Below are 22,598 nucleotides of genomic sequence, written 5' to 3' on the forward strand. Positions count from 1 at the left end.
ATGCGTGCTGCTTATTCAGGCGTCCTGGTTCTGGCGGCGCTGTTGGCCGGATGTAGCTCGCACCCGGAAATTCCGGTTGGCGAGCAGCAGACGTTGGTGATGGAATCAAGCGTTCTGGCGGCTGGCATCAGCGCCGATCCGCCGTCGGTGACCGCTTCGGAAATTCAGGCCACCGCTACCTCAAGATTATTTAATGAACGGCAAGAGCCCATTACCGTGCACTACCGTTTTTTCTGGTATGACGCCCATGGGCTTGAGATGCATCCGCTGGACCCTGCGCGTAGCGTGACGGTTCCAGCACGCTCGTCCGTCGTGCTCTACGGCAGTGCCAATATTCTCGGGGCGCACAAAGCCCGCCTTTATCTTTATCTCTAAGAGGTCATCATAATGATTAAAATGTGTCGCTATGCGTTAATCACAGCACTGGCGATATTCCTGGCAGGCTGTGTGGGGCAACGTAATGAACCTGCGCCGGTCGAGGAGGCGAAGCCGAAGCCGGAACAACCTGCGCAGCCGCAGCCGACGGTGCCTGCCGTGCCGACGGTGCCAACGCAGCCGGGGCCGATCGAACACGGCGGCGAACAGCCATCGCAGCCGTCTCAGCCTGCACCGCGCATTCGTCACTACAACTGGGACGCCGCCGTACAACCAATGGTCGGCCAGATGCTGCAGGCCGGCGGAGTGAACGCTGGCAGCATTCTGTTGGTGGATAGCGTCAATAACCGTACCAACGGATCGCTGAACGCGGCCGAAGCGACCTCCGCGCTGCGCAACGCGCTGGCGGGCAACGGCAAGTTTACGCTGGTATCGACTCAGCAGCTTGCGGTGGCTAAACAACAGCTGGGCCTGTCGCCGCAGGATAGCCTCGGCAGCCGCAGCAAAGCGATGGGGATTGCGCGCACCGTTGGTGCACAGTACGTACTGTATTCCAACGCCACCGGCAACGTGAATGCGCCGGAGCTGAAAATGCAGCTGATGCTGGTGCAGTCCGGCGAGATTATCTGGTCAGGCAAAGGTGCGGTTCAGCAACAATAAGCTTACGCGCGACGAGCTCTTGTCGCGCTTCTTTCCTCGCTATTCACCTGTCGCCGCGTTGACTGAAAACGGTCTTAGCGGCGGCAGTTGCGTTATCAGCGATGGCGTCCGTCGGCTGGTGTTGCGCCAGCCTCACGATCCGCTGGCGCCGCTCAGCCATTTTCTGCGCCAGTACCGCGCGCTTCAGCACCTTCCGGCGTCGCTTTCGCCGGCGCCGGTGTTCTTTTCGCCACGCTGGATGGTGGTGGAGTATTGCGCAGGAGAAGTGAAAAGCGCGCTGCCGGAGTGCCCTTCGCTTGCCGGGTTATTGTATCATCTGCACCAACAGCCGCGTTTTGGCTGGCGCATCGAGCTGGCGCCGCTGCTTGAGTTGTACTGGCAGCAGTGCGATCCGACCAGGCGCACCGTTTTCTGGCTGCGCTGGCATAAACGGTTATTGCGCCAGCGTGAACCGCGGCCGTTGCGTTTAGCGCCTCTGCATATGGACGTCCACGCTGGTAATATTATTCATAGCCGCGACGGTCTTCGCTTGATTGACTGGGAGTATGCGGGAGATGGCGATATCGCACTGGAACTGGCGGCGGTATGGTGCGATGCCCATACGCGTTGCCAGCTGCTCAATGAGTATTCGCGCTTTGCCCGAATTGATAAGCAGCAACTGCGGCGGCAAATACAGCGTTGGCGGCCGTGGGTACTTATATTGATGGCGGGCTGGTATGAGCGGCGCTGGCAGCAGAGCGGCGACCGGCAATTTATTGCACTGGCGGATGCGACATGGCGTCAGTTAAAAACAGAAAATAAAGGATAAGAGAGGTCTGTGTGGGTCCGGTAATGTTGGATGTCGAAGGTTTTGAACTGGATGCGGAAGAGCGTGAGATTCTGGCTCATCCTTTGGTCGGCGGCTTAATTTTGTTTACCCGTAACTACCACGATCCGGCGCAGTTGCGCGAACTGGTACGCCAAATCCGCGAGGCCTCGCGTAATCATCTCGTGGTGGCGGTGGATCAGGAAGGTGGGCGTGTGCAGCGCTTTCGCGAAGGTTTTACCCGTCTGCCGGCCGCGCAGTCTTTTGCCGCGCTGCTGGGGGTGGAAGAGGGCGGTAAGCTCGCCGCAGAAGCCGGTTGGCTGATGGCCAGCGAAATGATTGCCATGGATATTGATATCAGCTTCGCGCCGGTGCTGGATGTGGGGCACATCAGCGCTGCGATCGGCGAACGCTCATGGCATGAAGACCCGCAAAAGGCGCTGGTGATGGCGCGTCATTTCATTGACGGTATGCATGCCGCCGGCATGAAAACCACCGGTAAACACTTCCCGGGCCACGGCGCGGTGACGGCGGATTCACACAAAGAGACACCGTTTGATCCGCGTCCGGCAGCGGAAATCCGTGCTAAAGATATGGCGGTGTTCAAGAGCCTGATCGATGAACAACGCCTGGATGCGATTATGCCGGCGCATGTGATTTACTCTGACATCGATCCGCGCCCGGCGAGTGGTTCAGAATACTGGCTGAAAACGGTGCTGCGCGGCGAGCTGGGCTTTGATGGCGTCATCTTCTCTGACGACCTGTCGATGGAAGGGGCGGCGATCATGGGCAGCTATGCTGAACGTGGGCAAGCATCGCTCGATGCCGGTTGCGATATGATCCTGGTCTGCAATAATCGTAAAGGCGCGGTGAGCGTATTGGATAACCTGTCCCCGATCAAAGCAGAGCGTGTTACAAAATTGTATCATAAAGGTTCATTTACCCGTCAGGAACTGCGAGATTCCGCCCGTTGGCAAACGGTAAGCGCACAGCTGGAACAGCTCCATGCGCGCTGGCAAGAAGCGAAGTCTGCGTAGTTAACCTGAAGGGCGTTGTTGTCTGGTGAGGATACGATGATTATCTATTTACACGGTTTTGACTCTAACAGCCCCGGTAACCATGAAAAGGTGCTGCAGCTGCAGTTTATCGACCCTGACGTGCGGTTGATTAGCTACAGTACGCTCCATCCAAAACATGATATGCAGCATTTGTTGAAGGAAGTCGACAAAATGCTGCAGCTCACTGCCGACGATCGGCCGCTCATATGCGGCGTCGGGTTAGGCGGTTACTGGGCGGAAAGGATCGGTTTCCTCTGCGATATTCGGCAGGCCGTGTTCAACCCGAACCTGTTCCCCTACGAGAACATGGAAGGGAAAATCGACAGGCCGGAAGAGTATCAGGATATCGCCACCAAGTGCGTGAACAACTTCCGCGAAAAAAATCGCGACCGCTGCCTGGTGATGCTATCACGCCATGATGAGGCGCTGGATAGCCAACGCTCGGCTGAAGTGCTGCATCATTATTACGAAATCATCTGGGATGAAGAACAGACGCACAAATTTAAAAGTCTTTCACCGCATCTGCAGCGAATAAAGGCTTTTAAGACCCTCGGCTAACCTTGTTTTCACTTTCTCAGCCCGCCGCGTGCAAACGCCGCGGGCTTTTTCTTGTCCATAATTGACGTTGTTCGTTTAAAAAATATGCGGTAAAACTTGATGCACATCAATTTTGGTATGACCAATGTTCCGTTCATGCTATTCTCGGTCCTGCTGAATGGTTTCATTGCCGCAACTTATTGTTAACTAAGAGCTATTTGGATAACTTTTAATTAACAATTGGTTAATACTTTTAGGGGGGCTTGTGACTACGCCATTGAAAAGAATCGTTATTGTAGGTGGTGGTGCCGGCGGACTGGAACTGGCTACTCAGTTGGGTAGAAAGCTGGGCCGCAACAAAAAAGCGAAAATTACGCTGGTGGATCGCAACCATAGCCACCTGTGGAAGCCGCTACTGCATGAAGTGGCGACCGGTTCTCTGGATGAGGGCGTTGATGCGCTGAGCTACCTGGCGCATGCGCGTAACCACGGTTTCCAGTTCCAGTTAGGCTCGGTGGTAGATATCAATCGCGAAGGAAAGACCATTACTCTCGCGGAGCTGCGCAACGAGAAAGGCGAGCTGTTGGTTGCCGAGCGTAAGCTGCCGTACGACACGCTGGTGATGGCGCTGGGTAGTACCTCAAATGACTTTAACACGCCAGGGGTGAAGGAAAACTGCATTTTCCTTGATAACCCGCACCAGGCGCGCCGTTTCCATCAGGAAATGCTTAACCTGTTCCTCAAGTATTCTGCAAACCTCGGTGCCAACGGTAAGGTCAATATCGCCATCGTTGGCGGCGGGGCTACCGGGGTTGAGCTGTCCGCCGAGCTACATAATGCGGTGAAACAGCTGCATAGCTATGGTTACAAAGGGTTGACCAACGAAGCGCTGAACGTGACGCTGGTTGAAGCCGGCGAACGTATTCTTCCGGCGCTGCCGCCGCGCATTTCCAGCGCCGCGCACAATGAACTGACTAAGCTTGGCGTACGTGTCCTGACGCAGACCATGGTGACCAGCGCAGACGTTAACGGCCTGCACACTAAAGATGGTCAATTTATTGATGCCGACCTGATGGTGTGGGCGGCGGGCATCAAAGCGCCTGATTTCATGAAAGAGATTGGCGGCCTTGAGACCAACCGCATTAACCAACTGGTGGTGGAGCCGACGCTGCAGACAACGCGTGATCCGGATATCTATGCTATCGGCGATTGTGCCTCATGCGCTCGTCCGGAAGGCGGCTTTGTACCTCCACGCGCCCAGGCGGCGCACCAGATGGCGACCTGCGCGCTGAATAACATTCTGGCGCAGATGAAAGGTAAAGCGCTGAAACCGTATGTCTATAAAGATCACGGTTCACTGGTCTCGCTGTCGAACTACTCCACCGTTGGCAGCCTGATGGGTAACCTGATGCGCGGCTCGATGATGGTTGAAGGGCGAATTGCGCGCTTCGTGTATATCTCGCTGTACCGCATGCATCAGATTGCGTTACATGGCTATTTCAAAACCGGCCTGATGATGTTGGTAGGACGTATTAACCGTATTATTCGTCCGCGTCTCAAGCTGCACTAAACTGTCAGCAATCAGGATAGCGCCATCGCGGCGCTATCCTGAAAACACAGCATATCCTTCTGCCAGACTCGCTAATTCCTGTTAGGAATCCTCTGAATCCCCTTGATTTGCCGTAGGTTCCCGCATTTTTCATCCGCTTTCTGATTTGCATACCCCCTGAGCAGCACGCAGAATTGCTAGTAACAGCAATGAAGGAGGAATTCCCGTGAATAAATCAATGTTGGCGGGTATTGGGATTGGCGTTGCCGCCGCGTTGGGCGTCGCCGCCGTTGCCGGTCTCAATGTATTAGATCGTGGCCCGCAATATGCGCAAGTGGTGTCCAGTACGCCGATAAAAGAAAGCATAAAAACGCCGCGTCAGGAATGCCGTAACGTGACCGTTACCCATCGTCGTCCGGTGCAGGATGAAAACCGTATTGCCGGTTCCGTTCTCGGCGCGGTCGCCGGGGGTGTGATTGGCCACCAGTTTGGCGGCGGGCGAGGGCGTGATGTCGCTACCGTGGTTGGCGCGCTGGGCGGCGGCTATGCCGGTAACCAAATTCAGGGCTCGATGCAGGATAACGACACCTATACCACCACCCAGCAGCGCTGTAAGACGGTGTACGATAAGTCGGAAAAAATGCTCGGTTATGATGTTACCTATAAAATCGGCGACCAGCAGGGCAAAATCCGCATGGACCACCAGCCGGGGGCGCAAATCCCGCTGGACAGCAACGGTCAGCTGATTCTGAATAACAAAGCGTAAAACAGCAGTTTTAAGCTATTAGCCCCTCAATCACTCAGGCTGAGGGGCTTTTTTTATTAGAACGTTAACGCGTAGTTCAGGCCGAAGGTCCGGCCACGGCCTTTATATTCGTACAGCCCGGCGCTGCCATAGGTTGGACTGTACAACAGCGGCGCGCGCTGTCCCCAGATGGTGACGTAATCTTCGTTCAGCAAGTTTTCGATGCTAAAGGTCAGTTTACCCACCGGCAGCAAATAGCTACCGATAAAATCGACGGTATTGTACCCATCAAGCTTATTGCCGCTGGCATCGCTTAAATCAAATACCTGCTGGCTTTGCACGCGTAGCGACCATGGGTCCGGCGCCCAGCCGACCCAGGCGGTGGCTTTCGACGGCGAGGCCAGGGTGACGTCCCACTTCTGCCAACTGCCATCGGTTTTTACTTGCGATTTCAGCACGTTGAAGTTAGCGCCCAGGCTCCAGTCGCTATCAGGCACGAAGTAGTCCACCGCGCCTTCCATGCCGTAAATGCGTCGTTTATCCGATTGCACATCAATGGTCATATCGCTGCGGTTAACTACGATGGTTTTGTCTGATGTCGAGTAATAAGCGGCAAGCTGGGTGCGCAGGTTGTCGCCGGTGTAACGCCAGCCCAGCTCCCAGGAGTTAACTTTGATCCCCTGTAGCGGCGAGTCGCCGACGTTAACGCTCGAGACCAGCGGCAGATGGCCGTTGACCGCGGCGCCGTAGCTGCCGATACCGTAATATTTGCCCGGATCCGGTAGTTCGACGCCCTGAGAGAAGTTAAACCAGGTCTGCTGGCGTTCGGTAATGTGGGCGACGATCCCGGCATTAAAGAGGAAGTTATCATAATCGGTCTTACCGCCAGGAATGGCATCCGCCGACTGATATTTGCCTTTAGCGACATCCTGCTGCTGCGCGTAGCCGACAAAATCACCGACGCGGTTTTCCGTCCATTGATAGCGCACGCCGCCGCTAAGGGTGAAGATGTCGTTCAGGTCATAGCTGGTTTGCAGGAACGGCGCGAGATTGGTGATGCTGTAGCCTGGATAGCGGCCGGTGGTGTAGGCTGACTGATTATTCAGGCCGCCGGAAGCCATTGCTTTATCCAGGTCGAAGAACATTTGGTTGGAGTTGAAGGTTTCATGGTCGGCATCAACGCCCCAGGTCAGATCCCATCCCGTCAGCGGTTGGCTGTTGAAGGTGATCTTAGCGCCGTACTGATCGGTATCCTGCTGTGAAGCGGAAAAACTGCTGATTTGCCCTTTGCTCAGGGCCGGGAAGGGGTAGAAGGTCAGTGATTCGTCGCGGTAATAAATCTGGCTGACCATATTCTGGCCGAAGAAGTCGGCGTCGGAGTATTGCAGACTGATCAAATGACGCTCGGTACCAGGCACGCGATCGGAGTTAAGCCCGTTAGAGGTCCAGGCTTTACTTTCGCCAAGTACCGCGGACATATCTTTGCCCAAATTCAGACCATAATCATCGCCCTGGCTCTTATAGTACTGCGTGACAAGCTGGAGCTGGCGCTGGTCATCGATTTCGATGGTTCCGGTACCCATCACGTCGAGTCGGTCCGAATGCTGTAAGCCGGTTTGGGTATTATCGAGGATCAGCGCGTCATTGTTGCCGTCATACCAGCCGCCGAAGCGCTGATAGGCCACCGACAATCGGCCGGAAGCATGATCGGTAACCCCGCTGACGGCCGCCGCTACTCGTTCATCATGATCGTTGCTATTGGCAAAGCCGGTTTTACCACCCAGCTCCAGATCCACCTGGCGTTCCTGCTGGCCTTTTTTCGTGACGATATTAATCAGACCGCCGGTACTGCCGCCGCCGTATAACGACGTGGCGCCGGAAATAACTTCAATATGTTCGATGTTAAACGGATCGATGGCGTCAAGCTGGCGGCTATCGGTACGCGATGAATTGAGACGCACGCCGTCGATGAGCACGACGATGGCGCGTCCGCGCATGTTCATGCCGTAGTTGGTACGCCCCTGGCTGCTGACATCTATCCCGGGGATCAGCTGCGCGAGGACATCTTTAAACTCTTTGCCACCCTGAACCTGTTGCTCAATCTCCTGGCCTTCAATCACCCAGGTGGTTTGCGCCATCTCGGCGACGGTACGGTGGTTACGGTTGGTGCTGACGATAATATCGTCTTCATCGGCGGCCTGCGCGGTAAAGGCTGGCAGAGCGGTGGCCAGCAGCAGAGGATTGAGCAGCCAGAGGCGCTTGTTCATTCGCATTCCTTGATATGAGTTAGTCATTACTGTTGTTATTTTTTTCAGCCACAGGCGCGGCTGTTACAGCGTGAAACATATAGAAAGACAAATGCGAATTTTGCACATATTGATTATCGTTATCAATATCATTTACAACAAATCAACATAATGAAAATATTGAGAAAAGTAAGGTTATTCAGCAGATGGGGAAAAAACCGGCGAGCGACGGCCGCCGGTAGGGGATTAAGGTTGCAGGATTTGCGGCCACAGGCGCAGCGTCGTGTCACTAATCTGTTTCAGGGTGGCAAAATCAGCGCCTTCGCGCGCACTGATCGACATTCCTTGCAGCATGCAGTTTAAAAACTGCGCCAGCTGCAAGACATTGCCCTGCGCAGGGAGTTCGCCGCGTTGCTGACGCTGCTGTAAAAATTGCGTCAACGTTTGTTCCTGCACCGCGTGCCGCGACTTAATGGTGTTGGCGATATCGGTTGAAGAGGCGGCCAGCGCCGCGGAGGTGTTAATCATAAAACAGCCTGCCGGGGTATCTTTGCTGGTAAAACAGGTGGCGACAGCGGTGAAATAGTCGCGCAGCGCCTGATCGACGGTTTTGTGGTCATCGAATAGCAGGGCTTCGTGTTTGGCGGCGAAGCGGGAAATGTAGCGATCCAGCACCGCGCGGAATAAGCCTTCTTTGTTCACGAACTCGGCGTATAGCGTCGGGGCTTTCGCACCGGTCGCTTCGACGAGATCGGCCAGCGAAGTTGCTTCATAGCCGTGCTGCCAGAAAAGTGTCATGGCCTTGTCCAGCGCCGCGTCCCTGTCGAACACTTTAGGTCGGCCACGGCTTTTTTTTGCGCAACTTTGAACGTCAGTTGTCATGATGCCGTTGTACCTATGTTGGGTTGTTGAACGGCCATTATAAAAATAAACGCGTCACGCTACCAGCGGCAGAAGTCCAAAAATAAATAATTCATATATGTATGAAAATTAAGCATTTTATAAATAGTTAAATGATCGTTATAAAAATGAGTTGACCTGTGACATGGATCACATTATCATTTACCTATCGATCGTTAAGTTAATTCTTGCGACCCTACTATAAAAATCATCTGCATAGGTATAATAATCATGAAAAACGTCCAAAAACTGGCACTTGCTGCCGTACTGAGCTCACTCTCATTCGCAAGTTTCGCCGCTGTTGAGGTGCAATCCACCCCAGCAGGTCAACATAAAATCGGTACCGTTTCCGCATCCGCCGGCACCAATCTGGGTTCGCTTGAAGAGCAGCTGGCGCAGAAAGCCGACGAGATGGGGGCGACCTCTTACCGTATTACCTCGGTAACCGGTCCTAATACCCTGCACGGTACCGCAGTTATCTATAAATAAATGTTGTAACCCCTGTCATGCCACTGACAAAACGCGTTCCTGACCCCCTTCAGCAGAACGCGTGTAGTAAGCAGTAAAAGTCGTTCCCTTTGTTATGCCACTCTCGCGACGCTGTCCACACCCCTTCATGGGACCGCGCCCCGCGAAACCTCGTCAGCGAAGCTGGCGATTGCCACAAAAAACCCGCCGTGCCTGGCGGGTTTTTTACATTCTACCATCCGGAAATGCACTACATGGCTTGCTCAGCGGGAAGCTGATGGCGGGTCACATCGACCGGCATTCCGGAGCGCAGCTCCATCGCGTATTCCATCACCTGCTGATTGGTCTGCGGTGCCTGTTTAAAGTTCTTCATGCCGGCATTCAGGACGATTGGCAGCGTCTGCGGATCGTCATTGATATGTTCGGACAGCGGCTGGTGGACTTCCACCAGACGGGTACCGTTTGGCTCTACCGAAACTTTGATAGGTTCGTTGATGATATTCACCCTGGTGCCCGGCGTGATTTTGTTATACAGAGACTTTATATCCGCATCGCGCAGGCGGATACAGCCTGAACTGACGCGCATCCCGATACCAAAATCGGCGTTGGTGCCGTGCAGTAGATAGACGCCGCCGTAGGCCGCGAGACGAATCGCGTGATGTCCCATCGGGTTATTCGGCCCGGCAGGGACTACGGCCGGCAAATCGATCCCCATCGCTTTATATCGCGCGCGGATGTTGGCGGTTGGTGTCCAGGTGGGGTTGGCGCGCTTATCGGAAACGGTAGTGACCATCGTCGGGGTCAGGGTATCGCCGCCAAGCTGGCCGATACCTATCGGATAAACGGTCACGCTATTCTGTCCTGGTGGATAGTAGTACAGGCGCAGCTCGGCGATATTGAGCACCAGACCTTCACGGGGGGCGTCAGGCAGCAGCGTCTGCAGCGGGATGGTCAGCACGCTACCGGCGCGCGGCACATAAGGATCGACCCCGGGATTAGCCTGCAGCAGCGCGAGAAAACCAACGTTGTATTTTTTGGCAATCGCTTCCAGCGATCCGCCGTTATCCTGCACTACATGAAACTGATTCTGCCCGACCAGACGGCTACCGCTCGGCGGTAACGGCCAGGTATTGGCGCGGGCGGGAAGGGCCAGCGTCGCCGCGAGAGCGAATGCCGTAAGCCAGGTTGTAACACGCGAGATATTTATCATTACCATAATTCCACAATAAATAAATGGTTGTTTTTATAAGATAATCAATGTCAATTATGGCGCGGGAGAGTGTTGGGAAATCCAGGTGGATTGCAAAATGTTTGTAAAGTTTGCTAACTGTGACAGGTAAAGAGATGCGGTTCTAACAACCGCATCTCTTTTTTATCAAGCGGTGGCGTTTTCTTCCAGCTGACGCATAAACTGGCGTACCCAGTCCATACGTGTTTTACGCTCATCCAGCTCCTGGAAGAATTTAAGACGAGTTGGCCCATCCAGCCGGTAATGTTGCGGCTGCTTCTGCAGCAGACCGATAAGCCAGACCGGGTTCACATTATTTTTCTCGTTAAACTCGATCACGCCGCCTTTTTCATTGCACTCCAGCTTATGGATCCCCAGCTTTTGCGCCTGCTGGCGTAGGCGCGTGATATCCAGCAAATTACGCGCCGCATCCGGCAATGTGCCAAAGCGATCGATCAGCTCGACTTTGATCTCATCCAGATCGTGTTCGTTTTTGGTGCTGGCGATACGCTTATAGAACGACAGACGGGTGTTCACGTCGGGAATAAAGTCATCCGGCAGCAACGCCGGCATGCGCAGCTCCACTTCCGTCTGCTGGCTGGTGAGATCTTCCAGCGACGGCTCGCGACCCTCTTTCAGGGCATCGACGGCGTTCTCCAGCAGTTCCATATACAGCGAGAAGCCGATAGTTTCCATCTGTCCGCTCTGACCTTCTCCCAGCAGTTCGCCGGCGCCGCGAATTTCAAGATCGTGGGTCGCGAGGGCAAAGCCGGCGCCGAGGTCTTCCAGCGAAGCGATAGCTTCCAGGCGTTTCTGCGCGTCGGTGGTCATGGCTTTCGGATGCGGGGTGAGCAGCCAGGCGTAGGCCTGATGGTGCGAACGACCCACGCGGCCGCGCAGCTGGTGCAGCTGGGCAAGGCCGAAGTGATCGGCGCGCTCAATGATGATGGTATTGGCGGTCGGGATATCGATGCCGGTTTCAATAATTGTCGTACAGACCAGCACGTTAAAACGCTGGTGATGGAAATCATTCATCACCCGTTCCAGTTCGCGTTCGCGCATCTGGCCGTGACCGATGGCAATTCGCGCCTCCGGCACCAGTTCCGCCAGACGATCCGCCGCTTTCTGAATATTTTCAACATCGTTATACAGATAGTAAACCTGACCGCCGCGCAGGACTTCACGCAGGATCGCCTCGCGAACCACCAGCGCGTCATATTCGCGGACAAAGGTTTTTACCGCCAGACGGCGAGCTGGCGGGGTGGCGATAATGGACAGATCGCGCATTCCGCTCATCGCCATATTAAGCGTACGCGGAATAGGCGTGGCGGTCAGCGTCAGGATATCGACGTCCGCGCGCATCGCCTTGATGCGTTCTTTATGACGCACCCCGAAGCGGTGCTCTTCATCGACGATTAATAACCCCAGGTCGCGCAGCTTGACTTCATTTTGCAGCAGCTTATGGGTGCCGATCAGAATATCGATTTTACCTTCTGCCGCCAGTTCGAGGATCTGCGCCTGCTCTTTGGCGCTGCGGAAACGCGATAGCATCTCAATGCGTACCGGCCAGTTGGCGAAGCGGTCGCGGAAGTTATCGTAGTGCTGCTGGGCGAGCAGGGTGGTCGGCACCAGCACGGCCACCTGTTTGTGGTTTTCGACGGCGAGGAAGGCGGCGCGCATCGCCACTTCGGTTTTCCCGAAGCCAACGTCGCCGCAGACCAGGCGGTCCATTGCCAGCGGCTGGCACATATCGCTGAGAACGGCGTTGATCGCCTGCGCCTGATCCGGCGTGGTTTCGAACGGGAAACCATCGCAGAATAATTGATACTGCTCGCGGTCATGCTTAAAGGCGAAGCCTTCTTTGGCCGCGCGCTGGGCGTAGATATCCAGCAGTTCGGCGGCGACGTCGCGCACTTTCTCCGCCGCTTTTTGCCTTGCCCGCGCCCAGGCATCGCCGCCCAGTTTATGTAGCGGCGCATTTTCTTCCGCCCCGCCGGCGTAGCGGCTAATCAAATGCAGTGACGATACCGGGACGTACAGTTTGGCGTCGTTGGCGTAGGTCAGCATCAGATATTCGCCTTTGATGCCCCCGGCTTCGAGGGTGGTCATCCCCGCATAACGACCCACCCCATGTTCAAGGTGCACCACCGGCTGTCCGATATGTAGTTCCGCCAGGTTGCGAATGAGCGTATCGGGGTTAATGGTACGGCGGGAATCCTGACGACGGCGGGCGACGCGTTCGCCCAGCAGATCGCTTTCGCAAATCAGCGCCAGATTAGCCTGGCTGTCGATAAATCCGTGCTCGGCGGCGCCGATCATCAGGAAACGACCATTTCCGCTGGCTTCCTGCAGGCGCAATATATGTTTTGGCGCAACTTTGATGCGCGCCAGCATTTCGCCCAGCGCCTCGCGGCGGCCTTCGCTTTCAACGGAGAAAATCACCGGGCCGCTGAAGGATTCAAGGAAGCGTCGCAGGTTGTCCAGCGGCGCTTTATTCTGCGCCTGAATCGCCAACTCGGGCAGGGGTTGATAGCCGAGATTAGTATGAGCGGCTTTCTCCGCCAGACGCTCGGTTTTTAACTGGACCCGCGGCCATTTTTTCAGCTCGCTAAAAAGTTCGTCGCTGCGCAGCCACAGTTGTTCCGGCGGTAGCAGCGGGCGCATCGGATCGACGCCGCGGTTTTCAAAGCGGGCGCGGGTTTCATTCTGGAAACGCTCGGCGCTGTGCTCCAGATCGCCGGTATTCACAATCAGCGTACTGGAGGGGAAATAGCTAAACAGCGGCGGCAGCGGCTCGTTGAAGAACAGCGGTTGCCAGTATTCGATCCCGGCGGGCAGGGTACCTTTGCTTACCTGCTGGTAGATATGTTCCGGATCGCGCTTCACGTCAAAGCGATCGCGCCACTGGCTGCGGAACAGTTCGATCGCCGCCTGGTCGGTTGGGAACTCATGCGCCGGCAGCAAATTGATGGCCTCGACTTCTTCCAGAGTACGCTGGCTATCAACATCGAATAACCGCAGGCTGTCTATTTCGTCATCGAAGAAATCGAGGCGATAGGGCTGCTCGCTGCCCATCGGGAAGAGGTCGAGCAGGGCGCCGCGGGTCGCGTATTCGCCGTGTTCCATTACCTGATCGACATGGCGGTAACCGGCGCTGTCCAACTGCGTGCGTAGCGCATCGCGCGACAGACGTTGCCCTTTTTTCATTACCAGCGCGTGACCGTGCAGATAATTATGCGGGCAGACCTTCTGCATCAGAGTGCTGACCGGAACGATAAGCACGCCGCGCTGCATGGTCGGCAACTGGTATAAAGTCGCAAGGCGCGAAGAGATAATATCCTGATGTGGCGAAAAGCTATCGTAGGGCAGGGTTTCCCAGTCAGCGAGGCCGATCACCATGCTATCGGTAAATTGCCTGATTTCATCATTCAAACGCAGGGCGTTTTGCATGTCAGGCGCCACCAGCACCACCGGGCCATGATGGCGTTCGGCCATTTCGGCTACCAGCGTGGCGCAGGCGGCGCCGGTGAGTTCGCCAAGCTGGCGCTGATCGCCGGCTTTGACCGGCAGAGTATAGCGATATTGTTCAGGCATAACGGTTGTCAGGATCCCTTAGCGCCTATCCCATCAGGCGATTGTGTGTACTGTTTGGCCGCAGTCGGCCAACTCGCTCTTCGATGTAGGGGCAAATTGCTGATATTCAATGTCTCTGATTATCCGCAATTGGTCTGATTTCGCCAACCCGAATGGCCTTCTGCGCCATGTTTTCTACAGCGTGTGGCGATTGATAAATATATACACTCTAAATTAACTTTCTGATTTAAAACTATTATTTTGTTATTTTGGCGAAAAAATCTACCGTATCAGCGATTTACGCGTTGGGCTATGCCATATATACTCGAACATCGGCTATCAGCAACCAGATGGATTACATGTACCAACCTGCCGCACTATTTATCGGCCTTCGCTACATGCGCGGGCGCGCAGCCGACCGCTTCGGCCGTTTCGTTTCCTGGCTTTCGACCATCGGCATTACGCTTGGCGTGATGGCGCTGGTGACCGTCCTGTCGGTGATGAACGGTTTTGAGCGCGAGCTGCAAAACAACATCCTGGGGCTGATGCCGCAGGCTATCATTAGCGCCCAACAGGGCTCTATCAACCCGCAAAAAATGCCGGAAAGCGCCGTTAAGCTGCAGGGCGTGACGCGCGTCGCGCCGATCACCACCGGTGATGTGGTGCTGCAAAGCGCCCGCAGCGTCGCCGTCGGCGTGATGCTGGGTATCGACCCGGCGCAAAAAGATCCGCTGACGCCTTACCTGGTGAACGTGAAACAAAGCGATTTGCAGGCCGGCAAATATAACGTCATTCTCGGCGAACAGTTGGCGGGTCAGTTGGGGGTTAACAGCGGCGATCAAATTCGCGTGATGGTGCCTTCCGCCAGCCAGTTTACCCCGATGGGCCGTGTCCCGAGCCAGCGTTTGTTTAACGTCATCGGCACCTTTGCCGCCAACAGCGAAGTCGATGGCTATCAAATGCTGACCAACATTGATGACGCCTCCCGCCTGATGCGCTATCCACTGGGCAATATTACCGGCTGGCGACTGTGGCTCAGCCAACCGCTGCAGGTTGATACGCTCAGTCAACAGAAGCTGCCTGATGGCACCAAATGGCAGGACTGGCGTGAGCGTAAAGGCGAGCTGTTCCAGGCCGTGCGGATGGAAAAAAATATGATGGGGCTGCTGCTGAGCCTGATCGTCGCCGTTGCCGCTTTTAACATTATTACCTCGCTTGGCATGATGGTGATGGAGAAGCAGGGCGAGGTGGCTATTCTGCAGACCCAGGGGCTGACGCCGCGGCAGATCATGGCCGTCTTTATGGTACAGGGCGCCAGCGCCGGGATAGTGGGCGCGCTGCTTGGCGCGCTGCTCGGCGTGCTGTTGGCCAGCCAGCTGAATAATTTAATGCCGATTATCGGCGTGTTTTTGGACGGCGCGGCCCTGCCGGTGGCGATTGAGCCGCTGCAGGTGATTATTATCGCTCTGGTGGCGATGGCGCTGGCCCTGCTGTCTACGTTGTATCCTTCCTGGCGCGCCGCCGCCACCCAACCCGCTGAGGCTTTACGTTATGAATAAGATCCTGCTGCAATGCGACAACCTGTGCAAACGCTATCAGGAAGGCAACGTGCAAACCGATGTGCTGCACGATGTCAGCTTCAGCATTCAAGAGGGTGAAATGATGGCGATTGTCGGCTCTTCAGGCTCCGGCAAAAGCACGCTACTGCACCTGCTTGGCGGGCTGGATACGCCGACCTCCGGCGATGTTATTTTCTCCGGTCAGCCGATGAGCTCGCTCTCCGCCGCGGCTCGCGCCGATCTGCGTAACCGCGAACTCGGGTTTATCTATCAGTTCCACCATCTGCTGCCGGATTTTACCGCGTTGGAAAACGTGGCGATGCCGCTGCTGATTGGCAAGAAAAAAGCGGCGGATATCGAACGCCAGGCGAAAGCGATGCTGCAGGCGGTCGGCCTGGAACACCGTAGCCATCATCGTCCGTCGGAGCTTTCCGGCGGCGAGCGCCAGCGCGTGGCGATTGCTCGCGCGCTGGTGAACAAACCGCGGCTGGTACTGGCGGATGAACCGACCGGCAACCTCGACGCCCGCAATGCCGACAGTATTTTTGAGCTGCTGGGCGAGCTCAACGTGGCGCAGCGTACCGCTTTCCTGGTGGTGACCCATGACCTGCAGCTGGCGAAACGCATGAACCGCCAGTTGGAGATGCGCGATGGCCGCCTGACGGCTGACCTGACCCTGATGGGGGCCCAGTAATGGCTTCACCGTTATCGTTACTGATTGCGCTGCGTTTTAGCCGCGGCAGACGCCGCGGCGGTATGGTCTCGCTGATTTCCGTCATCTCTACTATCGGCATCGCATTAGGGGTGGCGGTACTGATCGTCGGCCTGAGCGCGATGAACGGTTTCGAGCGCGAGCTCAACAACCGCATTCTGGCGGTGGTGCCGCACGGCGAAATCGAGCCGGTTAACCAGCCGTGGAATAACTGGAACGAAGCGCTGACGAAAGTTGAAAAAGTGAAAGGCATCGTCGCCGCTGCGCCTTATATCAACTTTACCGGGTTGGTGGAGAGCGGCAGCAATATGCGCGCTATTCAGGTCAAGGGCGTCGATCCGCAGCAGGAGAGCCGCCTGAGTTCGCTACCAAACTTTGTGCAGAACAACGCATGGACCAACTTTAAGGCCGGCGAGCAACAGGTAATTCTGGGTAAAGGCGTCGCCGATGCGCTGCACGTGAAGCAGGGCGATTGGGTGTCGATCATGATCCCCAATTCAGATTCCGAGCACCAGCTGTTGCAGCCGAAACGCGTCAGGCTACACGTGACCGGGATTCTGCAACTGAGCGGCCAACTGGACCATAGCTTCGCGATGATCCCAATGGCGGACGCCCAGCAGTATCTGGATATGGGCAGCAGCGTGACCGGCATCGCCATTAAAGTCACCGACGTTTTTCACGCGAATACGCTGGTACGCGACGCCGGCGAAGTGACCAACAGCTACGTCTATATCAAGAGCTGGATCGGCACTTATGGCTATATGTACCGTGATATTCAGATGATCCGCGCCATTATGTATCTCGCCATGGTACTGGTTATCGGCGTCGCCTGTTTCAACATTGTCTCGACGCTGGTGATGGCGGTGAAAGATAAAAGCGGCGATATTGCGGTGCTGCGCACGCTTGGCGCGAAAGACGGCTTAATCCGCGCGATTTTCGTATGGTATGGTTTATTGGCCGGTTCGGTCGGGAGCCTGATCGGGGTAGTGATCGGCGTGATAGCCGCGCTGAAGCTGACATCGATTATCAACGGTATCGAAGCGTTGATCGGGCATAAATTCCTTTCCGGCGACATCTATTTTATTGACTTCCTGCCGTCTGAATTGCACTGGCTGGATGTCGTTTATGTGCTGGTGACAGCACTGTTGCTGAGTTTGCTGGCCAGCTGGTATCCCGCCCGCCGCGCCAGTCGTATTGACCCGGCGAGGGTGCTGAGTGGCCAGTAATTTATCGTCGTGGCCCGTCAAACGCCGCATCCCTTAGGCCAGTGCTGTGAAAGCAGATACAGCCCAAAGGATGAGGGGTTGGGGCCAATAAGAGGAATGGCTGAAATGTACTACGGATTTGACATTGGCGGCAGCAAGATAGCATTGGGCGTATTTGATAACGCCCGGCAACTGCAGTGGGAAAAACGCGTCCCCACTCCAACGGAAAGCTATGAGGCTTTCCTGCAGGCGATTGAAGCGCTGGTTCGCGAAGCCGATCGGCGCTTTGGCGTGGAGGGCGCGGTCGGTATCGGTATCCCCGGCATGCCGGAAACCGCGGAGGGCAAGCTGTATGCCGCCAACGTACCCGCCGCCAGCGGCCAACCGCTGCGCGTTGATCTCAGCGCGCGCCTGGGGCGTGAAGTGCGTCTTGATAATGACGCCAACTGTTTTGCGTTATCTGAAGCGTGGGATGATGAATTTACCCAATATCCGCTGGTGATGGGATTAATCCTCGGCACCGGCGTGGGCGGCGGGATCGTGCTTAACGGTAAATCGATAACCGGCCACAGCTACATCACCGGCGAGTTCGGCCATATTCGTCTACCGGTAGACGCCCTGGAAGTGGTGGGGCGCGATTTTCCGCTGACCCGTTGCGGCTGTGGTCAGCTCGGCTGCATCGAGAACTATCTTTCCGGCCGCGGATTCGCCTGGCTGTATCAGCATTTTTATCACCAATCCTTAACTTCGCCGCGGATCGTCGATCTGTGGCTGCAGGGTGATGCGCAGGCGCGGGAGCACGTCGAGCGTTATCTCGATCTACTGGCCGTTTGTCTGGGCAATATCCTCACCATTGTCGATCCGGATCTGCTGGTGTTGGGTGGCGGATTATCTAATTTTACTGCTATAACCGAAGGGCTGGCGCAGCGCCTGCCGCGTCATTTGCTTCCGGTCGCCCGGGTGCCGCGCATTGAGCGCGCGCGTCATGGCGACGCCGGAGGTATGCGCGGTGCGGCCTTCCTTCATTTGACTCATTAATTACAGGGGTAGCTATGCTGTCGCGCCGCTTACATCGCTTAAGCCGTTTCCGCCGTAAAAAACGCCAGTTACGCGATCGCTTACGGCAACGTGTCTTCTTCGGCGAAGACAAAATGCCGCCGCAGGCAATAGATAAACCGCGGGTGGTGGTGTTAACCGGCGCCGGTATTTCGGCAGAGTCGGGGATTAAAACCTTCCGCGCCGCCGACGGCCTGTGGGAAGAACACCGGGTGGAGGACGTGGCGACACCGGAAGGTTTTGCCCGCGATCCGGCGTTGGTGCAGGCGTTTTATAACGCCCGCCGCCGCCAGTTGCAGAGCGCAGAAATCGCTCCTAATGCCGCGCATCTGGCGCTGGCGAAGCTGGAAGAGGCGCTTGGCGATCGTTTTCTGCTGGTGACGCAGAACATCGATAATCTGCACGAGCGCGCGGGTAACCGCCGGGTTATCCATATGCATGGCGAGTTGCTGAAGGTACGCTGTTCGTGGAGCGGGCAGGTGCTGGAATGGACCGGTGACGTGACGGTGGATGACAAATGCCACTGCTGCCAGTTCCCGGCGGCGCTGCGCCCGCACGTGGTATGGTTTGGCGAGATGCCGCTGGGGATGGATGAGATCTACAGCGGGCTGGCCGAGGCCGATATCTTTATTGCTATTGGAACCTCTGGTCACGTTTATCCGGCGGCGGGTTTCGTCCATGAAGCCCGTCTGCACGGCGCGCATACCGTCGAGCTAAACCTTGAACCCAGCCAGGTCGGCAGCGAATTCGCTGAGAAACATTACGGGCTGGCAAGCGAAGTGGTGCCCGAGTTCATTGATAAGCTGCTGAAAGGGCTGTAACGGCTTAACGTCAAACCGCCGCGTCTGACGCGGCGGTTTTATAGCGCTTTTTGCATATTGATAACCGAGCGGGCATTTGAGGCGCTGGTCGCCAGCACATCTATAACCCCGGTACGGAGCGCGCCGAGGATGGCCGTCGCTTTAGTGCTTTCCGAAGCAATGGCGATAACGCAAGGAATGGAACGCAGTTGCTCGAGGCTCAGGCCGATCACCCGGTCATTCATTACTGTATCAACCGGCTTACCCTGAATATTGAAAAAGCTATACCCTGCAAGGTCGCCAACCACGCCCTGATCCTGCCGCGCGGAAGCGATTTCCTGCGGTGTGAACCATCCGAGTTGGACCATAAAGCTGTTCTCGTTCATATCGCCAAGGCCAATGATGGCGACGTCGGCTTTGCTGGCCTGCTCCAGCGTGGCTTTGATCAGGCGGTTTTGCATAAACGCCGAACGTAGCTCCGGGGTTTCGACATAGGCTGGCGCATACAGCGTTTCACTAAAGCCGTTAAATTTGCGCGCCAGATTCCGGCTGATATGGTCGGCGTCAATGAGCTGGTTATCGCGCTTGGTGCCGCCGATGCCGCAGATGAAGCGGCAGTTGCGCTCCGGGAATACGCCAACGTGATTAGCGACGGCCGCCACGTTCCGCCCCTGACCGACGGTGACGGTCATATCATTCTTTAACACGCCGGCAAGATAGTTGCTTACCAACGCCGCCACCTGCTGGCGCTGCTCATCTTCATCATGATGATCGAGGGCAATCAGCGCGCGTTTAATCCCGAAGTGCGAAATAAACTGCTGTTCAATCTGCGAACTAAAGACCGGGTGGTACTTAACGCTTATCTCAACGATGCCTTCCTGACGCGCTTTTTTCAGTAGTCGCCCCACTTTGATGCGCGAGATCCCGAAACGTTTGGCTATCTCTTCCTGCGTCTGTTCCCGATCGTAATAGGCGACTGCGATTTCAGTGAGCAGCGCGTAATCTGAGTCTTGTTCATTCATAGCGTGGAATTTCCATCTCTGGTGTCCCCTTAATACTACTGCGCCTGAAGAATAAATTCCTGTGTAACGCGTTGAACAATTTCACAATAGCCGTTGGCGTCCCATGCCGCGCGGCCGATAAACAGGCCGTCGATATCCGGCTGGCGCAGTAGTTCTACCGCATTTTGCAGATTGACGCTGCCGCCGTAGAGCAGGGGAATACGTTGCCCGGTCTCATCGCCGAAAGTCGCGCATAGCGCCTGACGCAACGCCTGATGCACCGCCGCGGCCTGTTCCGGCGTCGCCGGCGTACCCTGTTCGCCGATAGCCCAGATGGGTTCATAGGCCACCAGCGTTTGCAACACCTGACTATCGCTCAGGCCATAGAGGGCGATTTTCATCTGCCGCACTACGCTTTCTTGAGACACCTGCCAGCGCTTTTCATCAGCGCTATCGCCGATGCAGATCAGTGGGCGTAATCCATGGCGCAGGGCGCTATGCACCTTTTGGTTAATGGCCGCGTCGCACTCATTGAACGCGCCGCGTCGTTCTGAGTGGCCAAGTTCGACCAGTGTCGCCCCGGTTTCCTGCAACATGGCGGCGGAAATCTCGCCTGTCCACGCGCCGTTCTCCGCTTCATGCATATTTTGTGCGCCGGTCAGACACGGCAGATGGTGCTGCTGGATAAAGCGGCTGACGGGATGAATGGCGGTAAAGGGGGGAATAACAAAGGATTGAATATCAGGATGCGTCACCTGCGGTAAACGTTGCGCCAGGGTTTCGCACCAGGCTAGCGCCTGCGATAGCGGTTTGTTCATCTTCCAGCTGGTTCCTAACCATATCGGTTTCATCTTCACTTCTCCTGATTAATAAAATCAATAGCTTGTCACATCGATTTGTGCTGATAGCACTGAGATTGAACTTTTTATCATTGTGTGAACACATGTTAGATCACGTTTTTTGATGAAATAAATTCTCAGATTATTTTATGTGATCGGCATCACTAATGGTTACGCGATCATCAGGTAATGTTTTGAACATCTGATTTGATAGTGAACATATGAACAACTAACTTCTACCACGAGAGGCTCACGATGTCACAAGAGAAAAAACCCGTTGTTGCAATCACCATCGGCGATCCGGCAGGGATCGGCCCGGAGATCACCGTTGCCACCATGATGGACAAAGGCGTCTATGACGAGTGCAACCCTTTTCTGATAGGCTCGGTTGCTATCGTCGAGCGGGCGATGAAGATCATGGGCTGCGATTTTGCCATCAACCGCATTACGCATCCGGAACAGGCCCGTTTCCGTTGGGGCACGCTGGATATCATGGAGACTGGCGAATACGACTGCGACAGCATCGAATGGGGTAAAGTGCAAAAACTGGCGGGCGAGATGTCGCTGGATTATGTGATGAAATCTATCGAGCTGGGGATGGCAGGGCTTATCGATGTGGTATCTACCGCGCCTATCCATAAAGAGGCGATCAAGCTGGCGGGCTGTAAATTGCCGGGCCATACCGAAATCTATCAGGTTGAGACCAAATCCGACTACGGGCTGACTATGTTCCATGTGCATAATCTGCGCGTGTTCTTCGTCAGCCGTCATATGGCGCTGAAAGCCGCCTGTGATTACGCCAACAAAGAGCGTGTGCTGGCCTGTGTGCAACAAATCCACCATGAATTTAGCGAACTGAATATTCGCAACCCGCGCATTGCCGTTGCCGCGCTGAACCCGCATGGCTCTGATAACGGTCTGTTTGGTCATGAAGAGGCCGATAACCTGATTCCGGCGGTGAAAGCGGCGCAAGAGCTAGGTATCAATGCCATTGGCCCGGTACCGGCGGATTCGGTGTTCCATCTTGGTAAACAGGGCCGCTATGACGCCATTCTCTCCCTGTATCACGATCAGGGGCATATCGCCTGTAAGACGCTCGATTTTGAACGTTCGATCACCATTACCTTCGGTCTGCCGTTTATGCGCAGCTCCGTGGATCACGGTACGGCCTTCGATATCGCCGGTACCGGCAAGGCGGGCACCGTCAGTATGCTGGAGTCGACGCTGGTGGCCGCGCGTTACTGGAAAATGAAGCATCAATAATCGCTGACGTTAATGCAAA

Annotated in this window: 20 protein-coding genes and 1 pseudogene; 14 read left to right on the forward strand and 7 right to left on the reverse strand. The window is 55.6% G+C overall.

Annotated elements, in window-relative coordinates:
* From ABLV08_RS21800 to ABLV08_RS21830, 7 genes are all read left to right on the forward strand, one after another.
* Positions 1-375, forward strand: a complete 375-nt coding sequence (locus ABLV08_RS21800) for a YcfL family protein (RefSeq protein ID WP_015367182.1) — start codon at positions 1-3, stop codon at positions 373-375.
* 21 nt (positions 376-396) lie between these two features.
* Complete coding sequence (lpoB, locus tag ABLV08_RS21805; protein ID WP_348856256.1) at positions 397-1,035, forward strand: penicillin-binding protein activator LpoB; 639 nt, start codon at positions 397-399, stop codon at positions 1,033-1,035.
* Entirely contained in the window at positions 1,016-1,843 is an 828-nt protein-coding gene (thiK, locus tag ABLV08_RS21810) for a thiamine kinase (RefSeq protein ID WP_015705044.1), read from the forward strand. Before lpoB ends, thiK begins: the two co-directional genes overlap by 20 nt.
* Positions 1,844-1,866: 23 nt before the next feature.
* Positions 1,867-2,877, forward strand: a complete 1,011-nt coding sequence (nagZ, locus tag ABLV08_RS21815; protein WP_161798797.1) for a beta-N-acetylhexosaminidase — start codon at positions 1,867-1,869, stop codon at positions 2,875-2,877.
* A 36-nt stretch (positions 2,878-2,913) separates the two neighbouring features.
* On the forward strand, positions 2,914-3,456 hold the full coding sequence (gene ycfP, locus ABLV08_RS21820; protein ID WP_015367178.1) for an alpha/beta hydrolase YcfP: 543 nt from the start codon (positions 2,914-2,916) through the stop codon (positions 3,454-3,456).
* A gap of 244 nt (positions 3,457-3,700) precedes the next feature.
* Complete coding sequence (locus tag ABLV08_RS21825) at positions 3,701-5,005, forward strand: NAD(P)/FAD-dependent oxidoreductase (protein ID WP_348856247.1); 1,305 nt, start codon at positions 3,701-3,703, stop codon at positions 5,003-5,005.
* Between the two features lie 205 nt (positions 5,006-5,210).
* Entirely contained in the window at positions 5,211-5,750 is a 540-nt protein-coding gene (locus tag ABLV08_RS21830; RefSeq protein ID WP_048228651.1) for a glycine zipper 2TM domain-containing protein, read from the forward strand.
* Between the two features lie 56 nt (positions 5,751-5,806).
* Here the strand turns inward: ABLV08_RS21830 and ABLV08_RS21835 are convergent, their stop codons facing one another.
* The 3 genes and pseudogenes from ABLV08_RS21835 to ABLV08_RS21845 form a co-directional block, all read right to left on the reverse strand.
* A complete protein-coding gene (locus ABLV08_RS21835) occupies positions 5,807-7,996 on the reverse strand; it encodes a TonB-dependent siderophore receptor (RefSeq protein WP_348856248.1) in 2,190 nt (729 codons plus the stop codon).
* A 225-nt stretch (positions 7,997-8,221) separates the two neighbouring features.
* Positions 8,222-8,857 (reverse strand): TetR/AcrR family transcriptional regulator, encoded by a 636-nt coding sequence (locus tag ABLV08_RS21840; protein ID WP_015705049.1) that lies wholly within the window; start codon positions 8,855-8,857, stop codon positions 8,222-8,224.
* Between the two features lie 62 nt (positions 8,858-8,919).
* Positions 8,920-8,982, reverse strand: a pseudogene (locus tag ABLV08_RS21845) (hypothetical protein); the annotation flags it as partial.
* 124 nt (positions 8,983-9,106) lie between these two features.
* Here ABLV08_RS21845 and bhsA point away from each other — a divergent pair.
* Complete coding sequence (gene bhsA / locus ABLV08_RS21850) at positions 9,107-9,364, forward strand: multiple stress resistance protein BhsA (protein WP_015705050.1); 258 nt, start codon at positions 9,107-9,109, stop codon at positions 9,362-9,364.
* A 229-nt stretch (positions 9,365-9,593) separates the two neighbouring features.
* Here bhsA and ABLV08_RS21855 read toward each other — a convergent pair whose 3' ends face one another.
* Positions 9,594-10,553 carry a L,D-transpeptidase family protein gene (locus ABLV08_RS21855; protein WP_196338442.1) on the reverse strand — a complete coding sequence of 320 codons (960 nt, stop codon included), beginning with the start codon at positions 10,551-10,553 and terminating at the stop codon, positions 9,594-9,596.
* 165 nt (positions 10,554-10,718) lie between these two features.
* Positions 10,719-14,165, reverse strand: coding sequence for a transcription-repair coupling factor (gene mfd / locus ABLV08_RS21860; RefSeq protein ID WP_348856249.1), 3,447 nt, complete (start codon positions 14,163-14,165; stop codon positions 10,719-10,721).
* Positions 14,166-14,503: 338 nt separating this feature from the next.
* On the opposite strand from mfd, the gene lolC reads away from it, so the two are divergent.
* The 5 genes from lolC to cobB all read left to right on the forward strand — a co-directional run bounded on the left by lolC (position 14,504) and on the right by cobB (position 19,497).
* Positions 14,504-15,703, forward strand: a complete 1,200-nt coding sequence (gene lolC / locus ABLV08_RS21865; RefSeq protein ID WP_348856250.1) for a lipoprotein-releasing ABC transporter permease subunit LolC — start codon at positions 14,504-14,506, stop codon at positions 15,701-15,703.
* Positions 15,696-16,397, forward strand: a complete 702-nt coding sequence (gene lolD / locus ABLV08_RS21870) for a lipoprotein-releasing ABC transporter ATP-binding protein LolD (protein WP_015367168.1) — start codon at positions 15,696-15,698, stop codon at positions 16,395-16,397. Before lolC ends, lolD begins: the two co-directional genes overlap by 8 nt.
* Positions 16,397-17,641 (forward strand): lipoprotein-releasing ABC transporter permease subunit LolE, encoded by a 1,245-nt coding sequence (gene lolE / locus ABLV08_RS21875; RefSeq protein WP_348856251.1) that lies wholly within the window; start codon positions 16,397-16,399, stop codon positions 17,639-17,641. Before lolD ends, lolE begins: the two co-directional genes overlap by 1 nt.
* Positions 17,642-17,746: 105 nt before the next feature.
* Positions 17,747-18,658, forward strand: coding sequence for an N-acetylglucosamine kinase (gene nagK / locus ABLV08_RS21880; protein ID WP_015705055.1), 912 nt, complete (start codon positions 17,747-17,749; stop codon positions 18,656-18,658).
* Positions 18,659-18,672: 14 nt separating this feature from the next.
* A complete protein-coding gene (gene cobB, locus ABLV08_RS21885) occupies positions 18,673-19,497 on the forward strand; it encodes a Sir2 family NAD+-dependent deacetylase (RefSeq protein WP_015705056.1) in 825 nt (274 codons plus the stop codon).
* A gap of 38 nt (positions 19,498-19,535) precedes the next feature.
* Here the strand turns inward: cobB and ABLV08_RS21890 are convergent, their stop codons facing one another.
* Both ABLV08_RS21890 and ABLV08_RS21895 read right to left on the reverse strand, forming a co-directional pair.
* On the reverse strand, positions 19,536-20,498 hold the full coding sequence (locus ABLV08_RS21890) for a sugar-binding transcriptional regulator (protein WP_015367164.1): 963 nt from the start codon (positions 20,496-20,498) through the stop codon (positions 19,536-19,538).
* Positions 20,499-20,533: 35 nt separating this feature from the next.
* A complete protein-coding gene (locus ABLV08_RS21895; RefSeq protein WP_015367163.1) occupies positions 20,534-21,328 on the reverse strand; it encodes a triose-phosphate isomerase in 795 nt (264 codons plus the stop codon).
* Between the two features lie 243 nt (positions 21,329-21,571).
* On the opposite strand from ABLV08_RS21895, the gene pdxA reads away from it, so the two are divergent.
* Complete coding sequence (gene pdxA / locus ABLV08_RS21900) at positions 21,572-22,579, forward strand: 4-hydroxythreonine-4-phosphate dehydrogenase PdxA (RefSeq protein WP_015367162.1); 1,008 nt, start codon at positions 21,572-21,574, stop codon at positions 22,577-22,579.
* Positions 22,580-22,598 lie beyond the last annotated feature (19 nt).

Source organism: Klebsiella sp. CN_Kp088, from assembly GCF_040064335.1.
Lineage (GTDB): Bacteria > Pseudomonadota > Gammaproteobacteria > Enterobacterales > Enterobacteriaceae > Klebsiella > Klebsiella aerogenes.

What these genes read in the sequence shown, in the direction of transcription:
- ycfP (WP_015367178.1), top strand. Translation starts at nt 2,914, where the DNA reads ATGATTATCTATTTACACGGTTTTGACTCTAACAGCCCCGGTAACCAT.
- nagK (WP_015705055.1), top strand. Translation starts at nt 17,747, where the DNA reads ATGTACTACGGATTTGACATTGGCGGCAGCAAGATAGCATTGGGCGTA.
- lpoB (WP_348856256.1), top strand. Translation starts at nt 397, where the DNA reads ATGTGTCGCTATGCGTTAATCACAGCACTGGCGATATTCCTGGCAGGC.
- pdxA (WP_015367162.1), top strand. Translation starts at nt 21,572, where the DNA reads ATGTCACAAGAGAAAAAACCCGTTGTTGCAATCACCATCGGCGATCCG.
- lolD (WP_015367168.1), top strand. Translation starts at nt 15,696, where the DNA reads ATGAATAAGATCCTGCTGCAATGCGACAACCTGTGCAAACGCTATCAG.
- ABLV08_RS21800 (WP_015367182.1), top strand. Translation starts at nt 1, where the DNA reads ATGCGTGCTGCTTATTCAGGCGTCCTGGTTCTGGCGGCGCTGTTGGCC.
- ABLV08_RS21890 (WP_015367164.1), bottom strand. Translation starts at nt 20,498, where the DNA reads ATGAATGAACAAGACTCAGATTACGCGCTGCTCACTGAAATCGCAGTC.
- ABLV08_RS21840 (WP_015705049.1), bottom strand. Translation starts at nt 8,857, where the DNA reads ATGACAACTGACGTTCAAAGTTGCGCAAAAAAAAGCCGTGGCCGACCT.
- ABLV08_RS21855 (WP_196338442.1), bottom strand. Translation starts at nt 10,553, where the DNA reads ATGATAAATATCTCGCGTGTTACAACCTGGCTTACGGCATTCGCTCTC.
- ABLV08_RS21895 (WP_015367163.1), bottom strand. Translation starts at nt 21,328, where the DNA reads ATGAAACCGATATGGTTAGGAACCAGCTGGAAGATGAACAAACCGCTA.
- bhsA (WP_015705050.1), top strand. Translation starts at nt 9,107, where the DNA reads ATGAAAAACGTCCAAAAACTGGCACTTGCTGCCGTACTGAGCTCACTC.
- mfd (WP_348856249.1), bottom strand. Translation starts at nt 14,165, where the DNA reads ATGCCTGAACAATATCGCTATACTCTGCCGGTCAAAGCCGGCGATCAG.
- cobB (WP_015705056.1), top strand. Translation starts at nt 18,673, where the DNA reads ATGCTGTCGCGCCGCTTACATCGCTTAAGCCGTTTCCGCCGTAAAAAA.
- ABLV08_RS21835 (WP_348856248.1), bottom strand. Translation starts at nt 7,996, where the DNA reads ATGAACAAGCGCCTCTGGCTGCTCAATCCTCTGCTGCTGGCCACCGCT.
- lolC (WP_348856250.1), top strand. Translation starts at nt 14,504, where the DNA reads ATGTACCAACCTGCCGCACTATTTATCGGCCTTCGCTACATGCGCGGG.
- lolE (WP_348856251.1), top strand. Translation starts at nt 16,397, where the DNA reads ATGGCTTCACCGTTATCGTTACTGATTGCGCTGCGTTTTAGCCGCGGC.
- nagZ (WP_161798797.1), top strand. Translation starts at nt 1,867, where the DNA reads ATGTTGGATGTCGAAGGTTTTGAACTGGATGCGGAAGAGCGTGAGATT.